The sequence below is a fragment of the Nocardia sp. NPDC059154 genome (genome assembly GCF_042755705.1).
Taxonomy (GTDB): domain Bacteria; phylum Actinomycetota; class Actinomycetes; order Mycobacteriales; family Mycobacteriaceae; genus Nocardia.
Genome location: NZ_JBHZCS010000075.1, coordinates 1 through 21,561, shown reverse-complemented (window position 1 = coordinate 21,561; position 21,561 = coordinate 1). Strand labels below are relative to the sequence as shown.

The following is a 21,561-nucleotide window of genomic DNA, read 5'->3' as shown; positions in this document are numbered from 1 at the left end:
TTGGGGCCCTCCAACTCCGCGGCGAGGCGCTATGGAAGTCATTGCTGGAGAGGGCAATCACTCTCTATTGCCACTATCAGGCTCCGACGGGAAACCACCATGATCTCCTTGCTCGCTCTCGCCGCTATCGTCCTGTTCGCCGTAGGTGTGATGGTTCCCGCCCTGCTCCGAGTCGGCGGAGGCTTCGTGGCCCTGAGCTCGCTGCTGGGACTGGTATTCCACGGCGGAATCCTCGACACGCTGCTCGCGCTGACCGGCTTCCTGGTCGGCTCCGCAGGCTACCTGCTGGGCCATCTGCTGTTCGCGCGCCAGCACGGGTTCTTCCTGGCGCACCTGCCGTTCAAGATTTTCGGGCTTCCTCCACTGCGTCGGATGAGCCCCGCCCACTACTGACGGGCCCCGATCAGGCGGCGGCCCGCGTGAATCACCCCCGGTACGGTCTTGCCGTGCGTACCGTCTGGACGCCCGTGTCGGTCACTGGCCTACGGCGTTGCGGCGGGTCAGTGCGGCGGCGACCAGGCCAGCGATGGCCTGATCGGCTGCCGCGCGGGTCGCGGGGTCTGCGTCGACTCCCCACTTCTGTCGCAGCGCACGGAGCTGATCGACGACGGGACCGCGGTCGGGTTCGGCGAGTATCCGCGCGACCTGCGACGCGCTGAGGTCCATGATCTCGGCGATCTGACGAATGGTCATGCCGTCGCGGCGCGCCCAGCCGATCGTCGTCACCATTTCGACCCGTGCGGCATCACAACGAAACCTCGAGAGCACCAGCCGGTGCGACGTGGTCAACGGCCGCGCGGGCTGTCGCGACCGCGGGCGGCGAGGATCCGGGCGGCACACTCGTGCGCTGGTGGCGTGTCCGGCCAGCGCTGAAAGCACCTTCTCGCGCCACTGAAAGGCCCAGCGCAGGCAGTTAGCGCAGTTCACGTGGCCAGTGCAACCGGGCAGCAGGATCTTCTCCTTGCGCGCCGTGTCCGACCACGCCATCGAGTCCGAACTGAACAACTTGGACCCATAGTCGGACAAGCCGGACGTCTTGATTCCATACCCGTGCAACCGGATTCCCGGGACGGCATCGGTGATCGCGGTGATGATCTCGGCCGCCTCGCGGGTGTTCTGGCGGCGACAGACACTGCCGACCGCGACGACCGGCTCGGCGGCCAGATCGATGCCCGCCTTCGCGTACAACTCCAGGCATGCCTCGTAGTCGGCGCGTTTGTCTCCTTGGATCGTGGGAGCGATCGGCAGGTCCGGGGCCAGCGAGCGCAGGTCGATGAAGTTGCCAACGGACCTGCGCAGATGCTCGGACACCGATAGACCCGTGCCGACGAACACTGTTGTCCCGATGCGGCCGCCTTTCCTGACTATCGGCTCAACCATCCAGTCTTGCTGTGCGGCCCAGATCAGATTGCCGATCTCGTCGCGATAGCGGCGGACACGTTCCACGTACTGGCGCGGGGTGACCGAATCCCAGGAGCCGTGCTTCTGCAGTTGAGTGAATCCGCCTGAGTCCAACGCCCATTCACCCAGAGCGCGGGGAAGGGACCGGCGATCGCGTAGACGCGTGTCGCTGATGAACAGCGGTTCGGCGGTGCGTGTCAGCCAATGCGGTTGGTGGGTGCCTAGATAGAACTTCATTGTCCCGCAATCCATTGTCGTCGAATACCGATCACTACGGCCGCGGCCACCACCCCATAGAGCTTGCCCACGACCTGACCGGGCAGCAGAGCCACCGAGCCGAACGCGATCCACAAGAACAAGGCCGAATCCACCACGGCACCGGCGGCCCCGGCGACGAACACCGCCCGCGTCCAGCGCGGCGCGATCCAAGTGAACAGGGCGAAGTCGCACAACTCGCTGACCGAGAACGCGACCACCGACGCTGTCGCGACCTCCCGGCTGGCCACCAGATACGACATCCCCGCACCGATTGCCAACGCCACCACAGCGATCGGCTTCCCCCACAAATACTGCACGCCGTCTCGCGCGACCAGTGCCGGCCCGACGACGAAGACCCCGGCTGGCGCCATCACACCGAGCCCCACACCCACGACCCCGAACCGTTCGACCAGCCAGTTCGACGCCACCACTAGCCCGAGATACACCAGGACCGCCGCGACCGCCCCGACCCGATGACAATGGCGAGCGACTGAACCTGACGTGACGGATTGCCACCGCGGGTGCAGCGGTTGAGAGGGAGGGCGCGCGCGGGTCATTGCCGTCGTCCAGCGCGGCCGGACGCCTTCGTCGCAGTCGCGGCCGTCCGCCCTGCGGTGAAGACCTGCTTACGCCGTTGGGTCGAGGAGTACGTCGAGCGGGGCGACGACGTCGGTTGCGTGCCATGTTTGGTTGCTGATGGACGCCGCTTTCGTTGCTGTGCAGCGGTTTTGGCGGTGGCAACCGGTGTGACGGCACCGCGGTCGGCCCACTCCAGGACTCGGTCCCTGCTGGAGCGGGCATGTGCCGCTGCGGTGCCGCCCTGATCGGTGAGGATCGAGTCGACGACCTTGCGGGTTGCCGGATCGATCCCTGCCTGCTTGAGTGCCTGCCCGAACTTGTTCGAGGCACTGAGGAATGCCTTCTCGCGGCGTTCGGGTGCTCCGGTTTCGGCGGCGACCGCTTGCATGGCGGTGCGGACCCCGTCCATTGCCTGTTTGACATGCTCGGGAGTCGGCCGGGCCGGTGGCTTGGTGTCGGTGACCGCATCGGTGTGTTCGAGCAGGCCGACGATCTTGTTGACGACGCGGTCCGGGCGATCCTCGTAGTGCGGCGACGATTGCGCGTCGGCGAACAGGAAGTTGTTCACCGCTTCCCGGTCGGCCTCGACGACGTTGGCGTTGGCCAGTGCGGCTTCGAGACCACTGGCGGCGTCGCGGAACTCGGTCTTGAACTGGTCGTAGTCCTCGGGCGGATCGACCAAGGTCGCGGCGAGCTCGCTGACGGCGTCCCGAACGGTGTCGTCGGTGAACCGGCGCAGGTCGGGGTTTTTCGGGTTGTCGAGCGCGCCCGCCTCATCGAGGGCAGCGGTCACCTGGGTGACGGTGCGATCGGCGATCTCGGCCCCGCGGTGTAGTTGGAGCTCACGATCGGCGGCGCTTTTGTAGTTCTCGCCCAGCCACAGCAAGGCAGGCAGCTCGGTCTTGCCCATGTCGATGTCGTCGATGACAGCACGGATCTGGGTCCGTTCGACGTTCAGGAGCCCGTGGCCCGTGGCCGCGATGTGGAGCAGCTCGGCGCGCTGCTCCTGTATGGAGTCGGCCACCCAATACATCTCGGCGGTGATGGTCGTCGTCGGATCGGTTGCCACCGTATCGGCCATCTGCAGGGCCTTGCGCACGGTGTCGGAGTAGTCACTCAGTTTGTGCGTCAGCTCGTCGCGATCGACCTGTTCGGGTACGACGCCGGGCGAGGGAGATTGGGTGCCAGCGCCGTTCGGTGCCGGTTGCCCATTCGGGGGAACGGGCAGCGGTGGCGGTGCCGCCGCGGAAGCGGGTCCCACTGGTGGCACCGGCACGGTGCCTTGCCCGGGTGGTACACCCGCCGTCGCGGTGTGCGCCGGGGCCTGTCCGCCCGGAGCCTGCGTCGGCGCTGATTGCTGCGCCGGTGGGTCTTCGCGGTTCTGGCGGCCTCCGCGTCGCCCCTGGGCGGGGGATCCAGTGCTGGGCGCGCCTTGAGCGCCGGTGCTGGTTGGTGGCGTTCCGGTGGGCCCGGAAGCGGGTCCAGTACCAGCAGGTGCAGCCGGATATGACTGCGAGGCAGCCGGATTCGGTGCTGGCGCGGCCGCTGGGCCCGCTGGTCCAGCTGCCCGAGGAGCCTGCTGCAGGCCCCCGGCGGGCTGGCCTGGAGCCAGGTTGGGGGCAGTCGCGGGGCCGGGTGCGGCACCGTTCGGCGGTACGGGTCCTGCCGGTCCCGACCCCGGGCTGCTCGGTGCGACAGGTGGCGCGAAGACCGGTGTGGTCAACAGATCCACGCTGGGTCGATCGGGCTCTGCGGCGCGGCCGGTCAGGTAGTCCACCACCATCAACACACCTGCCTGCTGCGCGGCCGGCAGCGCGGTTTGCGCGAGCCGTGTCTCGAGGCTTTCGCGGCGTGCATCGCTGACCAGGCCCGGATCCGCGTCGGGATCGGGCTGTTGTTTATTTGCGGAGTCGGCCCATTCCGAGAGCACGGCGGTGACGTCCTGCTGGTCGTCGGGCGCCAGCCCGCTCGTCGTGATCAGGGTCGATGCCGCCGACACGGCAGCCTGCTCACGCATCGTCGCGGCGGTTTTCTCGCTGCGGCGTTGCCAGGATTCGGCCTCGAAGTCGGGGTCGGTCTCCACGGTGGCAGCGTTCGCGCTGATCGTGAGCCCGTGACGGTCCCCCATGAACGCGATGATCTTGTCGAGTGCGTCCCGCGCGGCCGGTGATTCGTCGCGGTAGGTGGCGGCATCGGTGAGCGCCAGCGCCAGGTCCTTGGGGTTCAGCTCGTCCAGGTCGGGCAGATTGAGCAGACGCTGCACGGCCTTGTCGCGGTCACGTGCTGCGGCTTCGGCATGGCGCAGTAGGGCTTTCGGATCAGTGATGTCGACTTGGTCTTTCGCCTTGCTGCGTTCGTTGCGTCGTTCGGCAGCCCTTCTCAACGCCAGAACGGTGAAGAAGTACATCAAGCGCTGCAACGGGCCCATCGGTCCGCGGGCTTTGCCCGACGCCGGGGTAGCGGTTGCCACGGTCTTCCTCCGAACTCAGAGCCGGGGGCGGCGACGCAGCACCGGCAGTTGATGGGCGGGGAGTCGGCGCAGCGAGACGCGCCGGGACATCGGCGGCGCGAGCCGGTGCCGCCGCTTCGCCACCACGTCGGCGGGGCGGATCACTGCCGCGGCCGCCAACTGTGTTGTGCTGAGCAGCAGTTCCTGCGCACGCCGCCGCGCGTCCACGTTCAGGTCCGCATCCGGCTCGGCGGCGTCGGCGGCACGGTCGACGGAATTGGTCATCGTGTTCTCCTCGAGGGTTGGGTGGGATCAGTTGGTGGGCTGGGCTTCCCAGGTATCGGTGAGTGGGTTGTGGTGCCACAGGGTGCCTGCGGACTCCATGCGGGCGTGCCCGTTATCGGTGGGCGGCAGGCGCGTCGCGAGCCCGCGGTCCACAAGGTCGCTCATCTGCTCAATCGGACAGCACAGACGTCGAGACGCCGAGCCGGCGGGAGGCTGAACGCCGCGCGACATCGGCGGTGATGTAGGCAGCCATCTCGGTGTCGACGACCGGACGGTGCCGGGTGTAGGCGCAGCCCTCGCGGCTGCAATCAGCCATGAGCTTGGCGATTTCGGTGACACTGGCGCGCATCCATTGGGTGTGCCAGGCGGTGAGGTCTTCGCGGTAGGCGTCGCGGGAGTCGGGCTCGGTCAGGTAGACGGCCTTGTGGGCGGCCATCAGCGCGGTGAGTTCGTAGAGGACCGGGCTGTGGCGATACCAGCAGGACTTGACCTTGGTGTCGAGCTGGTAGGCCTCACGCCACCAGTCCACCCAATTCGTGAGCTCGGTCCACAGCACGCGGGCTTCATCACGCGAGAGCGAGTCCCACACGAAGCGGCATGCCTCGAGGCCGGTGTCGGGAGCGGGAAGGTCGAACAGTGTCGGTTCGCTGATGGTGGTCACAGCATCTTCTTTCGTCGGAAGGTGAGTGGGTTCCGGTATTTCTCGGGCACGACACCGGTGGTGACGATCTCGTCGAACTCAGCCAGCGACGCCAGGACGCGGCGTTTGTGGGCCGGGTTCTGCCACACCGTCGGCAGATGAACCAGGACCGGGCGGGCGTTGCGGTAGAGCAGCAGCGCGTGATCGGTATCCATTTCCCGGATCTGGGCGGTGTTCATGACGGTGTCGTTGTGCTGCTGATACGAGGTGGTGCCGCGACCAACGGTGGCGCGCCATTCCTTGCGTTCACCGATCAGCCGGGAGATCTCCGAGAGTTCGTCGCCGCGCATGCCGGGCAGGATGACCATGGCGGGCGCGGAGTAGGCCAGCATCAGCCCGCCGTGGTCGCCCCACCGCTGCTGGTTCTGGCGCTGGTTGTGTGCGAAGGCCCACACGTTGATGCCGCGGCCACCGGAGTCGGAGAAGATACCCGGCAGATCGGGGATAGGCGCGACATTGTTGACCTCGTCGAGGACGAACCGGGCCGGAGGGTCCAGCCGCCCGGACGGGTTCTTCTGCGAGGCGCGATCAGCAATGAAATGGGCTTCGGCTGCCAGGGCGGCCACGAACGGCGCCATCGACCCGCTGGTGCCTTTCGAGACGACGTACAGGGTGTTGCGGCGGTGCGGGTCCAGGACGAAGGAGGCCAGATCGAACGATTCGTCTTGCGGAACGTCCACCGCGCGCAGCAGTTTCGGGGAAGCGAGGGGCTCTAACAGCCGCGCGGCGGCCGCGATCACGTCATCGGAGGATTCGGAGGACGAGTCGAGGATCTGTTCGAGTTCGGCGGCCCAGTCGGGCAGGGTACGGGCCAGGATCTCGCGGGCGGTGGTGGTGGTGCGGGAGGAAACCCATTGGCGCACTTTGCGGATCGAGACCCGTTCGAGTGCTGCGGCGTGCAGGTAGCAGCGCAGCAACACAGCGGCCTTCGCTTCGAAGTAGCCGCTGTTCTTGGCACCCTCCATGGGCATGGCGCGCGCGAGGGCGGCTGCGCGGCGGATCGCGGTGTCGGGGTCCTCGCAGCCGGCCAGGATCGACCAGCGCATCGAGTCCGGCCAGCCGGTGAGGTCTTCGGGATCGAACACCGCCACCGAACCGACCTCGGCGCGGTGGGCGATGGTCGCGCCCAGCACGTCGCGGCTCTTGGTGGTGGTGGCCAGCACGAACCCCGGTGCGCTGTCGACGAGTTGGTAGGCGATGCGCCAGGTCTTGCCCGAACCGGTCGGGCCTTCTACCAGCACCGCGTCGCGGTGCTGCAGGTATACCGTGGTCTTCGGATCGTGAGCCAAGGTCCCGAACCGGACGGCCATGACCGCCGGATCCAGTTGCGGGCGTGGCCGCCACAGCGTGGACAGGCCAGAGGGTTTCCAGCTCATCGCCGCCACCGCCGGGCCATGCGCGATCGCAGCGGCAGCGCCGCGGTCTTGGCGAGGGTGGGGAATTCGGCGACAGCCTTGTCGTTGGCGCTGACGTGGTCCAACCCGGCGCGGCGCAGGTCGGCCTTGGTCGCCATCCCGGTGGAAGAGCGCCGATTGCGCCGCCACAGATCGAATTCGGTACGCGCCATCATCATCGCCGCAGTGAACGCGACCGCGGCCAACGCGATGCAGCCCCACGTCAGCCAGGCGGGTCCGGGACGTGGGTCGCTCGGCCACGCGGCGGCAGGGTTCCCGGGGTGATGCCAAAGCCTGGCCAACACGGCGGTGAATCGCGCGCCGGGCCAGACGATTCCGTGGCCGGACAGGATCCCCGAGAGCAGGCCACCGCCATACACTCCGGCGACGGCGATCGCGATGCCACCAAAGACGAGTTCGAGTTCGGCGGGCAGCAGTGACCGTTCGCGCGTTGGTGCCAGCGGGGTGTCGTAGGGGCGTGTCATCGGCGGGTCCTTCCTGGGAAATGGGCGGTCACGCAGCGGCGCCGGTGACGGCGGTGTCGGTGTTGGTGAGGGCGATCTCGTGGGGGCTGCGGATGTGTTCGAGCAGGAACGGGTCGCGCGAGCCGATCTTGACCAGCGCCTGCCCGCGCCCGAGCCGCATGAGCGCCTCCTCAGTGCCGGCGGGGAGCCGGTACATACGCACGGTTTCGCGGACGTCGTCTTCGCGGTCCTGGCCGAACAGGATGACGATGGAGGCTTCCTGCATCAGCGCCCGCGCGGCCGATCCTTCGGGGAGGTCGCTGATGTGGTGGAACGCTGACACGGTGGCCATGCCCAGGCCGCGCGAGAGTTTCATGTTGGCCTGGAACACTTCCCCGGTGGAGCCTTGGGCGACGTGCCAGCCTTCCTCGACGATGAGGATGGTCTGCTGGAACTTTGAGGACCGCGATGCGAGCCGGTTGGCCAGCCAGGTGTTGATGACGGTCATCACGATCCGCAGCGCCGGCCCGTCGGTCGGCAGCGCGGACAGATCGAAATGCACCAGCGAATGGCTTTCCAAGGCGTCGCGGACCTGCGGGCTGGTTTCCTGGTCGACGAGGCCCTTGAGGTCGCGGTCGGCAAGCCGCAGCAGCGCCAGCCCCGGCTCGAGGCCCCAGTCCAATGCCCGTGCACCCCACCGCGTCCCGAACCCGTCGCCGTCTGCGTCGTGAGGTGCGAGCAGCCGCATCGCCAGTTCCCGGATCACCGGGGCCCGGCCCTGAGCGTGGGCTTCGGTGTTGACCATCTCCAACGCGGCACCGACGGCGGCCTTCTCCCGCTCGTCGAGGGTGCGGCCCATGGAGTCCTCGAGTACGGCCAGCACCAGGGCTTCCTGCCCGGCGGGGACGACGCCATCCAAGCCGCCGGAATGCTCTCCGCCGGTGCTGATCGCGGGATCGAGCAGGTTCACACACACCCCGCCGCCGCCGGTCTTGAACCGCACCGACGACGCGCCCAACGCTCGCGCCAGCGGCGTGTACTCCCCCTGCCCCGCCTGCGGCTTCTTGTCGAAGATCACGACTTGGCGGCCCGCGATCAGCTGGCGCAGGCAGAACGCGCATTTCACCAGCGAGCTTTTGCCGCGCCCGATATCGCCGAGCAGGCACACGTTGATGCCGGAGATCTCGCTGCCGTAGAGGGCGAACGGATCAAGGATCTCGAGCTCCTGGCTGATCTTGTTCAGCCCGGCCGCGATCCCTTCCTGGCGCGCCGAGCGGCGGCTGGTCGCCAAATTCAATGCCTCGGCTTGGCGCGTGGTGGTCCACGCCCCTTCCGGGCGAGGCTCGTACCAGCCCAGGGTGTCGAGCAGGCGGCGTCGGCGCGGCGGCGGCCGCCGCGGAACCAGCGGCGACGGCACCGAATCCGATGATGTTGGTGTGGTGGGGGTTTCACGCGGCCCGATGCCGAACAGGCGGCGCGCCCAGCTGCGGCGGCGCCGAGTCGGGGCGGCGGTGCCGTGGCCGGTGGTGGTTGGCATGACGACTCCCCCTTCTCACCGCGTGTAGGAGGTGGGGGCCAGACCGCGTCCCAGCGGCAGGGTGGCGAACATGGTGACGTCGTGGTCGTCGGTGGCCCAGTCGATTTCGCCGATCGCGGATTCGTTGGCCGCTTCGCCGACGCGCAGGCAGGCCCGTTCGAGGTCTTCTTCGTCGCGGCCGGTGACCGCGACCGCCAAGGCGTAGATCGCGCCGTGGTGCCCGGAGCCGGGCATCAGGTCCTGGCGGCGGCGATCCGAGGCCGAGAGCAGCACGTCGGTGGAGCCGTCGTCGACCTTGCCCTTCTTGCGCTCCTTGACCTTTCGCGCTTCATCGGCGGTGAAGTCGCCGCGCGCGGCCGTGCGAGCGCGGTGGGCGGGCACGAAATCGATGCGGACGCTCACCGTGCGGATGGTGGGCATCGGGGCGGTGTCGTCGTCGCCGGGATCGGCATCGACACCGGTCAGCACCGGTGCCAGCCACAGCGGGCCGAGCGCGACCGGTTCGATCGCCCGCGCCGGGACGAACCCGACGCGGGTGCGCCACCGGCCCCCGGCGGCGATCGCGACCGAGTCGCGGCCGCCGACGTAGCTGGGCCAGCAGCTCGACCACGCGGCATCTGCGTGGCGGGCCAGCTTGAAATCGGGATCGATGCACGCACGGAACACCGCGCACGCCCGCTTCTCCCCGAACACCTGCACCTGCCCCATCCCCGCCAGCGCCAGAAGCCTTGTGGCGCGCTCGGTTTCGTCGCGGATGACCTGGGCGATCGCACCGTGGATCGAGGCACCCTTGGCGCGCGCGACCCGCGCGGTCTCGGCCATGAACGCCTCGGTCTGCGGGAACCGCAGGCAGATGTAGGAGCGGTGCTCCTCGGCCAGCGGGGTCAGGACATCGAGCAGCGCGCCGTAGGACTGCACCGCGGGCAACAGCCGGATGTCGTCGAGCAGCTCGACTTGGGCCTCGGCCCACTGCTCGTGCGGAGTCATGTCGTGGGGCACCGACCGGTGCACGATCTGAATTCCGCGGATCAGCGACGACGGCTTGGCCATGTTCGACAGGAACGCCCCGAACGCCGCCGATGTCGCCGAATACGCGGCATCGCCGCGCAGCCCGCTCGCGACCCCATCGACGGCGAGGACAACCGAGAAGTAGGTTCGCTCACCAGGATTGGCATGGCGCAGGATGAACATGTCGTCCAGGCCGGTGCCCGCGACGTCGAGCGGGCCCGCCGCCCCCAACGGCACCGGTATCTCCCAGCCGGGGTCGAGATCGGGATTGCCGTAGGCGGGATCGGTGGGGTTGCGGAACACATGCTCCCCGCGCCGGCGCCGGTCCCACGTGCGCACCTGATGCCCGCGCAGTGACGCCCAGGAACGGCGACCATTCCATTCCATCGTCGCGGCCACCGTCCCCGCCAACCCGATGATGATGACCGAGATCGTGACCAGCGAATTGCCCGCCAGCACATACAGCGCGATCGCGACGAAAATCGCGACGCCCCACGTGATCAGGACCGGTTTCGGCAGCCCGAGCCAGGAACGTCGGGCGATCTCACCGCCCAGGATGAAGGTACGAGGTTCGGTCATTGCTGCATCTCCGCTTCTCCGGGCGCAGATTCGGCGGTCGCGCGGGCCTTGTTGAGCGCGGCGGCGCTGGCCTGCGCGGCGATCGGAAGGCCCGCCGCCACCACACCCATGGCCGCCGACCCCGCGCCCTTGGCCAATTTCCCTGCCGTACCGGCCTTCTTGGCTGCGGCTTCGGCCGCGTCGCCGCCGCCGGCGCGGCGGGCGAGGCCGTCACCGAAACGCGCCTCGGTCGAACTGCGGCCGCTCCCATCAGTCGCACGCCATGTGGGCCCGGGATCACCGCTGCGCACCCCGCCCGCGGAGGAGCCCCCGGCTGCGGCGCCCCCCGAACCAGCCTTGCCGCCCTCGTCGCGAGACGACGACGATCCGCCACCGTCGCGTTCGCGGTAGCCGCGGCGAAATCCCCGCGCCATCATCGCGTTGCTGCCTGCCCCGCCGAGCGTTCCGGCCAGCATCGACCCGGAGTTCGCGAATCCGGCGGAGTCGGAGCGTGTCGGTAGCAGCGGCGCGTATTTCAGCATCGACCACGGGGCCAGCCCGACGACGATGAATGCGACGGTGACCATGGACAATTGCGTCAGCACGCCGATGTCGCCGCCGGTGCTCGGGTCAGTGTCGGTGGTGAGTGTGGCGTTGATCAGCGAGGTCTGCACTCCCAGCAGCAGGAACAGCAGCGGCTTGCTGAACACGGTCCCGATGAACACCAGCACCGGCCGCAGGGCCTTGGGACGCCATTTGGGATGCACCCACATCCCGAACCCGATCCCTGCTGCGACCGCGAGCAGCGGTAATCCGTTGGCGTGCACGAGAAGCCCGAAAAACACGCCCAGCAGCCCTGCGATCAGCAGGATGAACAGAATCAACCCGACCACGGGGCCGCCCGCCAGCATCGGGGCGTTCAGCTTGTCGGTGAAAGCGACGACGTTGTCGACCATCGCGCTCATATCCGGGCCAGAAACACGGGCGATTGCCTCGGACATGAGATTGGACAACCCGAGCAGCATGTCAGCGAGCATCGGCGCGAACAACATCATCACCACTCCGGCCGGCCCATACCCGAGGAGGTCACCGGCGATGGTTTTGATCGTTTCGCCCTTGGCGGCCGAGCGCCACAGCGCCAGGATCGTCATCAAACCCATGACCACGACACCGATCCCGGTGGAGTAGGCGTACCAGCGCAGGAACCACCGCGATGTCGGATCGAAGGCACCGACATGGGTCATCCCGGTCAGCACGCGGCCGCACAGGTCGGCCGCGCTCTCCTTGGCCGCGTTGGCCCATTCGTCGACGACTGTCTGCGGATCAGCGACGAACCGAATGAGTTCGACATCGGCCTTGATGCTGATCTCCCACGCCTTGACGATGGCGGTGGTGAGCGGGCCGATGGTGGAGTCGAGCAGCTTCTTCATCCGGTCGGCGAAGGTGGTGTTCTGGTCGACCCATTGAGCGGTGCCGACCATCAGCTGCCCGACGGCGCGGTTCCAGGCCACGCAGCGACGCAGGTCATCGGGTGCGGGGTCGGCCTGGTCGCAATTCACCCAGAACGCATGCGCGCAGACAATCGACGCCGGGCAGGATTCAGCCCGAAGCCGGTCCCACCCGGCAAGAGTCTTCAGATCGGCGAGGGACTGCCTGTCGGGTTTGGACGCCCACTGGAATCCCCACGTATTCCACGCCGTACTCGACCACCGCTTCAGATCATCCGCGCAGACCGGCGATCGGAGGCTGTAGGTGGCGTCCCCGGCAGGGAACACACGCGGCAGCAGCTCATGTGGTGGCTCGACGCCCTGATCGATATACGCCGAGACGGCCTCGGGCAGCACGGACGGTTGCCCGGCCGTGGTTTTCAGCACCGCCGATTCGAGCATCGCCTTCTTCTGGACATCGTTGGCGGTCCAATAGATCAGGCGGTCTTCCACCGCCATCGACGCGTTGGCGAACGCACCGAAATCGCCGCCGTGGTCCTTGCACGGCCCGGAAAACCATGGCGCAGATTTGAATTCGTCGGTGGTGCCGACGAACTGCTTCAAATCGGCCGGGAACCTGTTGGGCAGCGTTCGTGCCTGGCCCCCGGTGGAGGTGTCGGGCGGTGTGTCCGCGACCGCAGGTGCGGCGGTGAGCATGGCGGCGCACCACAGCGTCAACACCACGGCCATCACACGTCGCCACATCCTCGCCATCCCCCGGCTAGTCGACGTAGAAGGAGTAGTAGCCGCCCAGCAGCGGCTTGGTCAGGGGAGAGCCGGAATTGGGGGCGACGACCTCATCGGGTGACGGCCCGACGCGCCCGGTCTTCTCTTCGACCTTCCAGTCGTCGCTCTCCCAGATCAGCGACACCGTGTGCGTGGACCACACCGTGGTCACCGACACCGGGTCACCGGGCGCGATGGACGCGCGAGCGACACCCATCGTCCAGACCGACACCTGGGCGGCGGTGTCCGACACCGAGATCACCGACACCGCGACGGGCAGCACGTTGAGCACGTCCTCGTCGCGGGCGCGGTCGCGGCTCACCTCGATCGATTTGCTTACCTGCGGGCCTGGGTGGGCGGCGACGAGCACCGCGACGACCTTGCGCATGTCGATGCGACCCTGACCGGCCTGCGCCAGCGCCTGCACCGCGTTGACAGCGGCGCTGGCCGCGCCCTCCCGGTCGCGGCTGTACCCGGCGGGCACGTTGTCCACCACCCGCGTCGGGCCGTGCGCAGCACGAACAGTCCACTGCGGCTTCGACGGGCCGTGATCGGTGCTGTCGCTGCCGCACCGCGACGCGAACACCGCGACCAGCACCACGATCAGGCCCAGCGCGACCAGACCCAGTCGGCCGGGGTGACGTGTCAGCGCCGCGCCCGCGGTTCGCGGGCCCGGGGCCGGATTCGCCTGCGTGGCGGGATCGGTTGTGGTGGTGGCGGTGTCAGGTGACAGGTCGCCGAATCCTTTTGCTGCCATGGGATTTGCCTTTGCACAGGGTGACGATCAGCCACCGGCGACGAACAGGATCGCGCCGACGATCGGGGAGGCCAAACCGACCAGGCCCAGCGACGCGAGCGCGTCTTGGAGGTCTTCTGCGCCTTCTGCCAGGTCGTTGGAGTAGCCGCGGTTCTTCGCGCGCCGCACCTTGTACGCGCCGACGATGACTCGCACGGTGGAGCCGAGGATGACCGCGCCCCAGATCGCGGCCGCCACCCGCTTCCACGCCGCATTGAGCGCGTCACCGAACAGCCCCGGGTCCGGAGAGATTCCGGTCAGCGGGTTGCTGATCGATGCCGACGCACTCGCGGCGCCGACCAGCATGGCGACGGACAGTATGGCCACCAGCACGGCCAGCCGCGCGAGCACGCTTGGCCTGCTGCGGTTGCGGAGAAGACGCATGGCGGATTCCTTTCATCCGATGTCGGGTAGACGGGGTCAGCCGACGGCTTGGCCGCCGTGAGTGCGGAATTCGCCGCGCCCGACGGGATCGCGGCGCGGCGGGCGGGGCCGGGCGCGCACCCGAGGCGGCGGGCGAGGTGGGATCCGCACGTCGAATTCGTCCGGCGCGCTGCGGGATTGGGGAACCCACGCCGTCTGCAGCGGCGCGTCGACGGAGGTGAGGACCTCGGCAATCGCGTCGGCGACGACCGCGGCCGCGCGGGTCCAGGCCCGCACGGTCGGCTCGGCCAGACGGGAGAACACGATGCGTTCCCCGCCGGCGAGGTCGCTGTCGAAGGGAACGGTGACGGTGCGGGTGATCTCGGCGCGGTCGAGCGCGGCGTGGACCGCGTCGCGTGCGCCCGGATCGCCGGTGCCTTGCGCGAGTATGACCACGGCGTTGCGCACCAGGTCGGTGTGGCCGCGCGCGGCGAGCCCGTCGAGGGTGCGCAGCAGCATGTGCGCGGCGTCGCGCCGGTAGGTCGCCGGGATGACCAGCTGGGTGGCGTGCTCGATCGACCACACGAACGCTGCGGAGCGGTCGTTGGCGGGGGTATCGACGATGACCATCGTGCGGTGGCGGCGCAGCACCGCCAGGATCGCCGCGCATTCCTCGGCGCCGATCACTTCACGGCGTTTGCTGGATTGATCCGAGGCCAGCACCTCGTCACCGGTGGGTTGGGCGATGAGGAACCGTGCCAGCGCGGAGGCGACCACGGTGGACGAGCACAGCGCTTCGGCGTGGGCCAGGACATCCCAGGTGGTGCGCAGCGCTTTCGGTGCGACGGCGGCGCGCGCGGCGAGCGTGCCGCGGGTTTCGCTGTTGTCCCACGCGACCACGCCGTGGCCGCGGTGGCGGCCGAACAGGTTGGACAGCATCAGCGTGGTCGGGGTCCGGCCGACACCACCTTTGGGGTTGACGACCGCGATCAGCGGGGTGCCCGGCAGCGGCTGGCGGATCGATTCGACCGCGAGCCGATAGTCGACTTCCTCGGGGCGTGGTTTGAACCGGGCCCCAACAGCATTCGCGCGCCCGCGCCAGCCCCAGCTGGCCGGATCGGTCTCGACCCCAGGAGCCTGGGCGAGCACACGGCGCAGCTGTTCCTCCCGCAGCGCCTCCCGCTCGGCCGGTGAAAGCATCGGCGCGGCAAGGTTGTCGGCCCCGACTTTGTACTTGTCGCGGATCTGGGAGGCCCCGGTCGGTGGGCGCGACCCGTCACGCAACCGCATCTGCGGTTGTGCCGCCTCGGCGGTGACCGGGCGCAGTTTCTGCTCCCGCAGGTTGACCGGCTGCTCGGCCGAGTAGTCCGCGCGGCTGCCCGCCGCACCGGCCACGTCGGCGCCGCTGTCGGGTTGGGGCTGTGGGGATGTCGGGTCAGGACTCGTCGACATGGGTCACCTCCCACCCGGAGCTGGTATTGGTCAGCTGCACCGCGACCTGATGAACGACGGTGTCGAGGCTCTGTCCCTCTGGCGTGTAAAGGGTTTGGGTGACCACGAACGCCCGCATCGCGTCGGTGTCGGTCTGCGGGGCAACCAATTCCGGTGAGGCGTCGACCTGCACGGCGGCGGTGGCGTGCTGGCGGGCCCATTCCATCCAGCGTGCTCCCGGCCCGATGACCGGCACGGTGCCGGTGACCTGGGAGGTCAAATGCTTCGACAGCAGCGGGGCCGCGCGGGCGGCGGCGTCGCTGGGCCCGGCATCGGTGTTGGTGTTCCACGCGAACCACACCGCCATCACCGTGCGGGCCACCGCATCCGGGTCGCCGCGATTCACGGTGGTGAACTCGCCGGGCAGTGCGGCGGCCGCCGCGACCGTCCGTGTCGGCAGCGCTGGTTGCCACGCCGCCGCGGACGAGGGCCGTGCACCGGCTTGATCGGGGATGACGAGCTGGCCGCACCCCGTGACTGCCCCGAGCACAGTCAGGCAGGCAGCGAACAGAATCGCAAACCCCGTGCGTGATCTGGTCATTGGCGCCCCGCGGTGGCCGGGTCGGAGAAGTAGTCGCGGGCCCGCGCGATGATATTGGCGACGTAGGGGCGGGTTTCGGCGTTCGGGCAGACACCGCCGGAATCGACGGTTGCCTGCGGGCCGCAGTTGTACATCGACAGCCAGATCGCGGTCAGATCGCCTTCGACGGTCCCAGCGGTCAGAGCCGCTTCGGCCTGATGGGCCAACTTGCAGTTATAGCTGGCCTGCGACATGACCGCATCGGGGATGCTGCGCGTGTTCTTGGTCCCGTCACCATCACCGTCGACGGCCTCGCTCGCCCAGGTGCCGGGCATGAACTGGGCAGGCCCATCAGCGCCCGACTGATCGTTGTGGGCATCGACGCGGAATCCGGATTCCTGCTCCAACTGCGCCCCGATCAACGGCGCGGTGACTTCTTTGCAGGTCGCGGCCGCCTTGATCACCCATGGTTCAAACGCGGCCGGCACGGTACCGGGTTTGAGCCCGGACGCCGTAGGCCCGGAGATGACCGGAGAGCCGCACCCAGAGCGCGGCGGTGTGGAGGTGGTCGCAGACGCCATTTCGGGTGCGGCCCCGTAGGTTTGGCCGGGCTGGGGGTAGCCGTGGCCTTCCACGGTGACATGGACGTGGTCCATGTGGTTCTCGGTCGGTTTCCCGAGGTCCTTCATCTGGTTCGGGGTGCCGTTGACCGGGCGGTATTCGCGTCGCCAGATGCTGTAGACGACGTGGAAGTCGCTGGCATGGCCCATCACGTAGTCGACGATCTGATCGCCGAGAGCTTTGCCCGTGGTGGAGTCGAAGTCGGGGATCATGAAGTCGGCGGCGCGACCTTCGGGGTGATCGGCGACCACGCCGCCGTTCGGCCGGTATCCGCCAATGCTCTTGAGCTGCGGAAAACGCAGCGCGACCGCCCGCACCAGGCGGATGGTGTCGATCTGAAGCCGGTCCTCGCTGCCCTTATCGGCCGGGAGCGCGGGCATCTCGCCACCGGGCGCGGGGCCGACGGCCGCGGCGAGTTTCGGATCCGCGGTGCCCGGCGGCGGGGTGGTGGTTTTCGGGGCGTGCTGGTCGAGCCAAGGGATCGGGTCGGTGGATTCTCCGCCGGTCAGCCGCCCGCGCAGCCACACCTCGAAATGCAGATGCGGTCCGGTGGCTTCGCCGTTCTGGCCGACGAGGGCGATCTTGTCTCCGGCTTTGACCTTCTGGTCCTTGATCACCAGGACGCCTTCGTCGGCCATATGCCCGTACACGGTGCTGACCTTGTCGTTGTCGACGAGGCTGTCGATGACGATCCAATCGCCGAAGCCCTGCGCGTGCCCGGCCGCGACGACGGTGCCGTCGAGCGCGGCATAGATCGGAGTTCCCAGTGCCGCACCGAAATCGGTCCCCTTGTGGAACTCGCTCCCGCCCTGCCCGTTGTCGCGTGGTCCATACGGTGAGGTGATCATGTAGGTGCCCTCGGTCATCGGCCAGCGTGCAGGGCCGGAGGTGGTCTTCGGGGCCGAGGGCATGTTCGGCAGACAGCCGGGGTCGGTCTTGGTGCGGCCGGACGTGACACCGGCGAACAGCCCGCCCAGCAGCAGGATCGGCATCAGCGCGATCAACCAGGAACGCCCGCCGGAGGTATCGGATGCCATGGCTACACCCCGATCCCGACTTGCCGGATCCGGTTTTCGAACCACTGGGCCAGCCACTGCAGCGCGGTGTGCCCGGCGGAGTCCACGACGTATTTGTCGTAGGACTGGTGGGCGCCCGAGCTCACGAACTGCGCGGCGGTGAGGCCGTCATTGACCAGGGTGGATAGGTCACCCGCGCCTTTGGACGAGGCGGCCTGGGTCAGTGTCGAGGCGATCGAGGACAGATCCGATGCACCGCCAGCGGTGCTCGATAGCGGCACACTCAGTTGGGAGGCATCGGTTTTGGTGCCTCCGGTGAGGGTCTGCACCGCGAGCGAGGCGAATCCCAGCAGTGTCGGGACCAGGCCGGCGAAGGCGCTGCCGATAGCGATCAGATCGCCGCCGCCGGTGATGGTTTCGACGATCTTCCACAGGTCTTCCTGCAGTTGCCCGATCTGGCGTGCGAGTCCGACGACATCGAGGTTGCCCAGGACGGTGACGACCACGCCCGCGATCGCGGCGATGCCGCTGGTGTCGGGGATCAAGGTGATCAGCGAGCCGATGGTCTTCAGGTCGACACCGGCGGCCATGGTCACCAACGGCTGGCACAGGGTGTTGAGGGTGCCGAAGATGTCGTGCACGGCACGCACTTTCGCGGGCAGGTCCTTGGTGGCGTCGGTGACCGCAGGCCCGATCTGCCCGATCGCATTGAGGATCTTGGGCAGGTTGGCGGCGAAGCTGACGGTGTTGGAGGCGACGTTGGTGACCTGACTGATCAGGGTGGCCGGTTTGAGCAGCGACAGCACCCCGCCGGCGGTCGAGAGTGTGGATTGCTGGCTGGTCAGTGTCGAGGTCGCCGAGGACAACGTGGTGGCGGCGGCCAGGACGCTGTCGCCGCCGCTGGTGCTGGTGGCTTTCTGCGCGATGGTCGACAGCGCGGTCATTACCGATCCCAGATCGAGGTTCTTGACAGACGACAGCAGATCGGCCGCGCCCGCCTGCGCGGACCCGGGGGCTGCGGTGGACAGTTGTTGCTGCGCTGAGGGATTGGATCCGACCCAGGTATTGAGGTTGGTGAGTTTCTGCAGCACGGTGGTGACGGTGGAGGCGTCGGAGGACAGGGTGGCGGCGTCGGTGGTGCCGTTGCGGGCCGCGTCGATGATGCGGCTGATCGCGGCCGGAACCCCGGCGAGATCTTTGATCGAGAACCCGGCATCCAGCGACTGCGTCAGCTGCTGGGTTTGGGCTTGTGTGCTGCTACCGGGCGCGGTGGTGGTCGCTGCTGCCGCAGTGGTGGTCGCGGTCGGCGACGCGGTGACCGCTGGTGTCGTCGTGGTGGGGTCGGTGTCGCCGGTGGTGGGGTTGGTGATCAGTTTGGCCAGGGCGGACAACACCGGGTTGGTGGAATCGGTGTTGCAGTAGCGGTCGCCGGGTTCGCAGATCTCGGCGGTCACGGCCGAGAGCTGGCAGAACCCGTCGGCGCGGGTGCCGCGGATGCCAGTACCGGTGATCTGCTGGCCGACGAGTTTGCCGCCTTGGGTGCCCTGTTTGGGGTCGGCGAGCAATCCGACCGCGATGACTCGCCCGGCTGCGACGGGGTCTTGGTGGCAGCCGATCGAGGAGGCCACGTCTCCGGCGGCGTCGGCTCCTTGGCTGTATCCGGCGAGCACGAATTTCGTTGCGCTGCACCGGTTCGCGATGGCGCTGATGGACGATTTCACTGCGGCCACGCCCTGGGACTCGCTGTCGCCGTAGAGCATTCCGTCCATCGCTTTGGCCGGATAGGCGACGGTGACGGCTTGGAATCGGCTGCCGAACTGCTCGGCGAGGTCGACGGCGATGGGGGCGAGCATGCCCTTCGCGTCCTGGGTATCGGCGGTGGCGGTGGTTTCCCAGGTGCCCGGGACGAAGATCCCGGCCACTGCCGGGCAGGGGGTGTTGGTTGTGGCGGGGTCGGTGTCGGCGAGCCCGCGCCCGGCCCAGACCAGCGTGGTCAGTGCAACCAGCAGCGCGGCGACCAGTGTGGCCCGGGTCGCGGATCGGCGGGCGGTCATGCCCAAATCCCTTCCAGCAGACGCGCATAGGCTCCCTGGGTCCATCGCGAGAGGTTGGCGTGGGTGATCACCAGCCCGTGTGCGAGGTGGCGATCGAAGGGGATTTCGGCGACGTCGCGGATCCAGTCGCGCAGATGGCGGCGCAGCGCGGCCGCGACGCTGGGTGCATCGGCCCCCTGATGGGAGACCACCACGGTGGTGGCGGCGAGCAGCTCGGGGCCGAAGTTGTCGTCGAGCCATTGCAGCGAGGACCGCATCCGGTTGGCGGCGTCGACGCGTGCGGGAATGGTCATCACGATCCGAATCCCGTTGTCGTGCAACAGAGGACGGATCTGCCGCGCGGAGACCGGATACCCGCCGTCGAAGACGGTGGAGTATCCGGCGCGGGTGAGCACGTGCTGGGCGGTGGCGTAGGTGGTGCGTCGCTGCAGCGGTCCTTCGTCGCGCCACAGCAACCCCGCGCCGGCGCTGGTCCACGACAGGGTCGATTCGACCGAGGCGAGGGTGCCACCGACGGCGGCGGTCAACCAGCTCTGCAGGGGCGCGGGGGTCAGCCGTTGGTCGGCTCCGCGTAATCCGAGATCGCCGCCGGCGGGAGTGGCGTCGACGACGACGCTGCGCTGTCGCGCGGCGACCGCGGCCGCGGCCAGCCCGAGCGCGGTGGTGGTGGTTCCCGCGCCGCCGCAGCCGCCGACAACCAGAATCGGGGGCGTGGTCGCGGCGGCGGGCACCAGATGCAGCAGGGAGCCGCCACGGGCGGGGAGTTGGGTGGCCGGTTGCGGGGCGAGGCTGAACGTGGGGGTCATCGCGCCGTGATCCCTGTGATCAGGACACGCCCGTCGCGGTGGGTGATGGTGATGGTTTGCCGGTAGAGCGAGGTGCCGGTGTCGGGGCGGGTTTCGGTCAGGTCGACGGCGTAGGCGTCGACCCCGGCGGGGGTGATGGTGACGCAGTGGGTGGTACCGCGCGGGACCGAGTCGATGCCCTGCTGAATGGCCTGGGCGGGCGGGACCGCCGCCTCGGCGGTGGTCACCTCGCGGGCCTTGGTGCCGCTGCGGTCGAGGTAGTAGGCGGCTTCGAACGCGAGGATCGCATTCGGGCCCGAGTCGGTGCCGCCATGGTCAGCGCCGGTGACCACATCACCATGCACCTGCGAGGGGCACTCCCCCACCGACGCCGTTGTCGGTGAGGAACCCCCCGCCGCGGGCGCGGTGGCCGCCGGGGAGGTGGAGGTGTTCGGTGGGGACGCCTGCGGCGAGTCGGGCGTGGTCAACCACACCGCCGATCCGGCCACCACGGCGATGGCGGCGGCCAGAATTCCGCTGTAGCGCAGCCGATTTCGGCGTCGCTGCGTGTCGGCGGCCGCCGCCTGGCGGTCGCGGGCCATCTCGGTGAACTGGTCATCGAGGCTGTCGGCCCAGTCCGGAGCCGGTCCGGGTTCGTCGAGGCCGAAGTCGTCGTCGGAATCCTCGCCCACGACATCACCCGCCGACCCCGCGCCGTCGGGTCGGGCAGCCGGGCCGATGTCGAGCGCGGTGAACCAGTGATCGAGATCGCGCGGCGATTGTGCGGTGGCCATGAGCGCCCCTGGGGGTGGGCATCAGTGGCCGATCCCGGCGAACAGATCGGCCGGGATCGGGGGGATCTGCAATTGCGCCAGCGCCTGCTGGGCGTTGGTGACCACGGAATTCGCCGCGTCGCTCACCTGCGCCACGACTTGGCCCACCGGGTCGGAAACCGGTGCAGCCGTGGGCGGCTGCGGTGCGGGCGCGTCGGTCGCCTCGTCGGCGCGTTGGGCGGTCTCGGAGGTGGCCGGGGTGTCGCGGGTCGGGGTGGATCCGCCGCCGAGCGCGC

21 protein-coding genes are annotated in these 21,561 nt (G+C 68.6%); 1 reads left to right on the top strand and 20 read right to left on the bottom strand.

All coding sequences use genetic code 11. The annotated features are described in order from the left end of the window. Nucleotides 1–99: 99 nt before the first annotated feature. Nucleotides 100–393 (top strand): hypothetical protein, encoded by a 294-nt coding sequence (locus ACFXN1_RS42035; RefSeq protein ID WP_379442362.1) that lies wholly within the window; start codon nucleotides 100–102, stop codon nucleotides 391–393. Nucleotides 394–474: 81 nt separating this feature from the next. On the opposite strand, the gene ACFXN1_RS42030 is transcribed toward ACFXN1_RS42035, so the two are convergent. From ACFXN1_RS42030 to ACFXN1_RS41935, 20 genes are all read right to left on the bottom strand, one after another. Then, a complete protein-coding gene (locus ACFXN1_RS42030) occupies nucleotides 475–1,638 on the bottom strand; it encodes a hypothetical protein (RefSeq protein ID WP_379442361.1) in 1,164 nt (387 codons plus the stop codon). Next, nucleotides 1,635–2,051, bottom strand: a complete 417-nt coding sequence (locus ACFXN1_RS42025) for a hypothetical protein (protein ID WP_379442360.1) — start codon at nucleotides 2,049–2,051, stop codon at nucleotides 1,635–1,637. Before ACFXN1_RS42025 ends, ACFXN1_RS42030 begins: the two co-directional genes overlap by 4 nt. A 161-nt stretch (nucleotides 2,052–2,212) precedes the next feature. Then, nucleotides 2,213–4,708: a hypothetical protein gene (locus ACFXN1_RS42020; RefSeq protein ID WP_379442358.1), complete on the bottom strand. Its 2,496-nt coding sequence runs from the start codon at nucleotides 4,706–4,708 to the stop codon at nucleotides 2,213–2,215. Between the two features lie 15 nt (nucleotides 4,709–4,723). Beyond that, entirely contained in the window at nucleotides 4,724–4,972 is a 249-nt protein-coding gene (locus ACFXN1_RS42015) for a hypothetical protein (RefSeq protein ID WP_379442357.1), read from the bottom strand. Between the two features lie 27 nt (nucleotides 4,973–4,999). Beyond that, nucleotides 5,000–5,137, bottom strand: a complete 138-nt coding sequence (locus ACFXN1_RS42010) for a hypothetical protein (RefSeq protein WP_379442355.1) — start codon at nucleotides 5,135–5,137, stop codon at nucleotides 5,000–5,002. A 4-nt stretch (nucleotides 5,138–5,141) separates the two neighbouring features. Continuing rightward, a complete protein-coding gene (locus tag ACFXN1_RS42005) occupies nucleotides 5,142–5,633 on the bottom strand; it encodes a hypothetical protein (RefSeq protein ID WP_379442354.1) in 492 nt (163 codons plus the stop codon). Then, a complete protein-coding gene (locus ACFXN1_RS42000; RefSeq protein WP_379442352.1) occupies nucleotides 5,630–7,048 on the bottom strand; it encodes a type IV secretory system conjugative DNA transfer family protein in 1,419 nt (472 codons plus the stop codon). The genes ACFXN1_RS42005 and ACFXN1_RS42000 overlap by 4 nt, the downstream gene beginning before the upstream one ends. Continuing rightward, complete coding sequence (locus ACFXN1_RS41995) at nucleotides 7,045–7,551, bottom strand: hypothetical protein (protein WP_379442351.1); 507 nt, start codon at nucleotides 7,549–7,551, stop codon at nucleotides 7,045–7,047. Before ACFXN1_RS41995 ends, ACFXN1_RS42000 begins: the two co-directional genes overlap by 4 nt. Nucleotides 7,552–7,579: 28 nt before the next feature. After that, nucleotides 7,580–8,947, bottom strand: coding sequence for an ATP/GTP-binding protein (locus ACFXN1_RS41990; RefSeq protein ID WP_379442350.1), 1,368 nt, complete (start codon nucleotides 8,945–8,947; stop codon nucleotides 7,580–7,582). A gap of 135 nt (nucleotides 8,948–9,082) precedes the next feature. Continuing rightward, entirely contained in the window at nucleotides 9,083–10,654 is a 1,572-nt protein-coding gene (locus ACFXN1_RS41985; RefSeq protein WP_379442348.1) for a hypothetical protein, read from the bottom strand. Beyond that, nucleotides 10,651–12,825, bottom strand: coding sequence for a hypothetical protein (locus ACFXN1_RS41980; RefSeq protein WP_379442347.1), 2,175 nt, complete (start codon nucleotides 12,823–12,825; stop codon nucleotides 10,651–10,653). Before ACFXN1_RS41980 ends, ACFXN1_RS41985 begins: the two co-directional genes overlap by 4 nt. 16 nt (nucleotides 12,826–12,841) lie before the next feature. Next, complete coding sequence (locus ACFXN1_RS41975) at nucleotides 12,842–13,603, bottom strand: hypothetical protein (protein WP_379442345.1); 762 nt, start codon at nucleotides 13,601–13,603, stop codon at nucleotides 12,842–12,844. 27 nt (nucleotides 13,604–13,630) lie between these two features. Next, on the bottom strand, nucleotides 13,631–14,026 hold the full coding sequence (locus ACFXN1_RS41970) for a hypothetical protein (protein ID WP_379442344.1): 396 nt from the start codon (nucleotides 14,024–14,026) through the stop codon (nucleotides 13,631–13,633). Between the two features lie 36 nt (nucleotides 14,027–14,062). Further along, a complete protein-coding gene (locus ACFXN1_RS41965) occupies nucleotides 14,063–15,457 on the bottom strand; it encodes a MinD/ParA family protein (protein ID WP_379442342.1) in 1,395 nt (464 codons plus the stop codon). Continuing rightward, a complete protein-coding gene (locus ACFXN1_RS41960; protein ID WP_379442341.1) occupies nucleotides 15,441–16,037 on the bottom strand; it encodes a hypothetical protein in 597 nt (198 codons plus the stop codon). Before ACFXN1_RS41960 ends, ACFXN1_RS41965 begins: the two co-directional genes overlap by 17 nt. Then, nucleotides 16,034–17,674 carry a peptidoglycan DD-metalloendopeptidase family protein gene (locus tag ACFXN1_RS41955; RefSeq protein ID WP_379442339.1) on the bottom strand — a complete coding sequence of 547 codons (1,641 nt, stop codon included), beginning with the start codon at nucleotides 17,672–17,674 and terminating at the stop codon, nucleotides 16,034–16,036. Before ACFXN1_RS41955 ends, ACFXN1_RS41960 begins: the two co-directional genes overlap by 4 nt. A 2-nt stretch (nucleotides 17,675–17,676) precedes the next feature. Then, on the bottom strand, nucleotides 17,677–19,707 hold the full coding sequence (locus ACFXN1_RS41950) for a cutinase family protein (RefSeq protein ID WP_379442338.1): 2,031 nt from the start codon (nucleotides 19,705–19,707) through the stop codon (nucleotides 17,677–17,679). Continuing rightward, nucleotides 19,704–20,513 carry a hypothetical protein gene (locus ACFXN1_RS41945; protein WP_379442337.1) on the bottom strand — a complete coding sequence of 270 codons (810 nt, stop codon included), beginning with the start codon at nucleotides 20,511–20,513 and terminating at the stop codon, nucleotides 19,704–19,706. Before ACFXN1_RS41945 ends, ACFXN1_RS41950 begins: the two co-directional genes overlap by 4 nt. After that, nucleotides 20,510–21,286: a hypothetical protein gene (locus ACFXN1_RS41940; protein WP_379442335.1), complete on the bottom strand. Its 777-nt coding sequence runs from the start codon at nucleotides 21,284–21,286 to the stop codon at nucleotides 20,510–20,512. The genes ACFXN1_RS41945 and ACFXN1_RS41940 overlap by 4 nt, the downstream gene beginning before the upstream one ends. A gap of 21 nt (nucleotides 21,287–21,307) precedes the next feature. Next, nucleotides 21,308–21,561 (bottom strand): hypothetical protein (locus ACFXN1_RS41935; protein ID WP_379463893.1); only part of this gene is annotated, 254 nt, incomplete at its 5' end.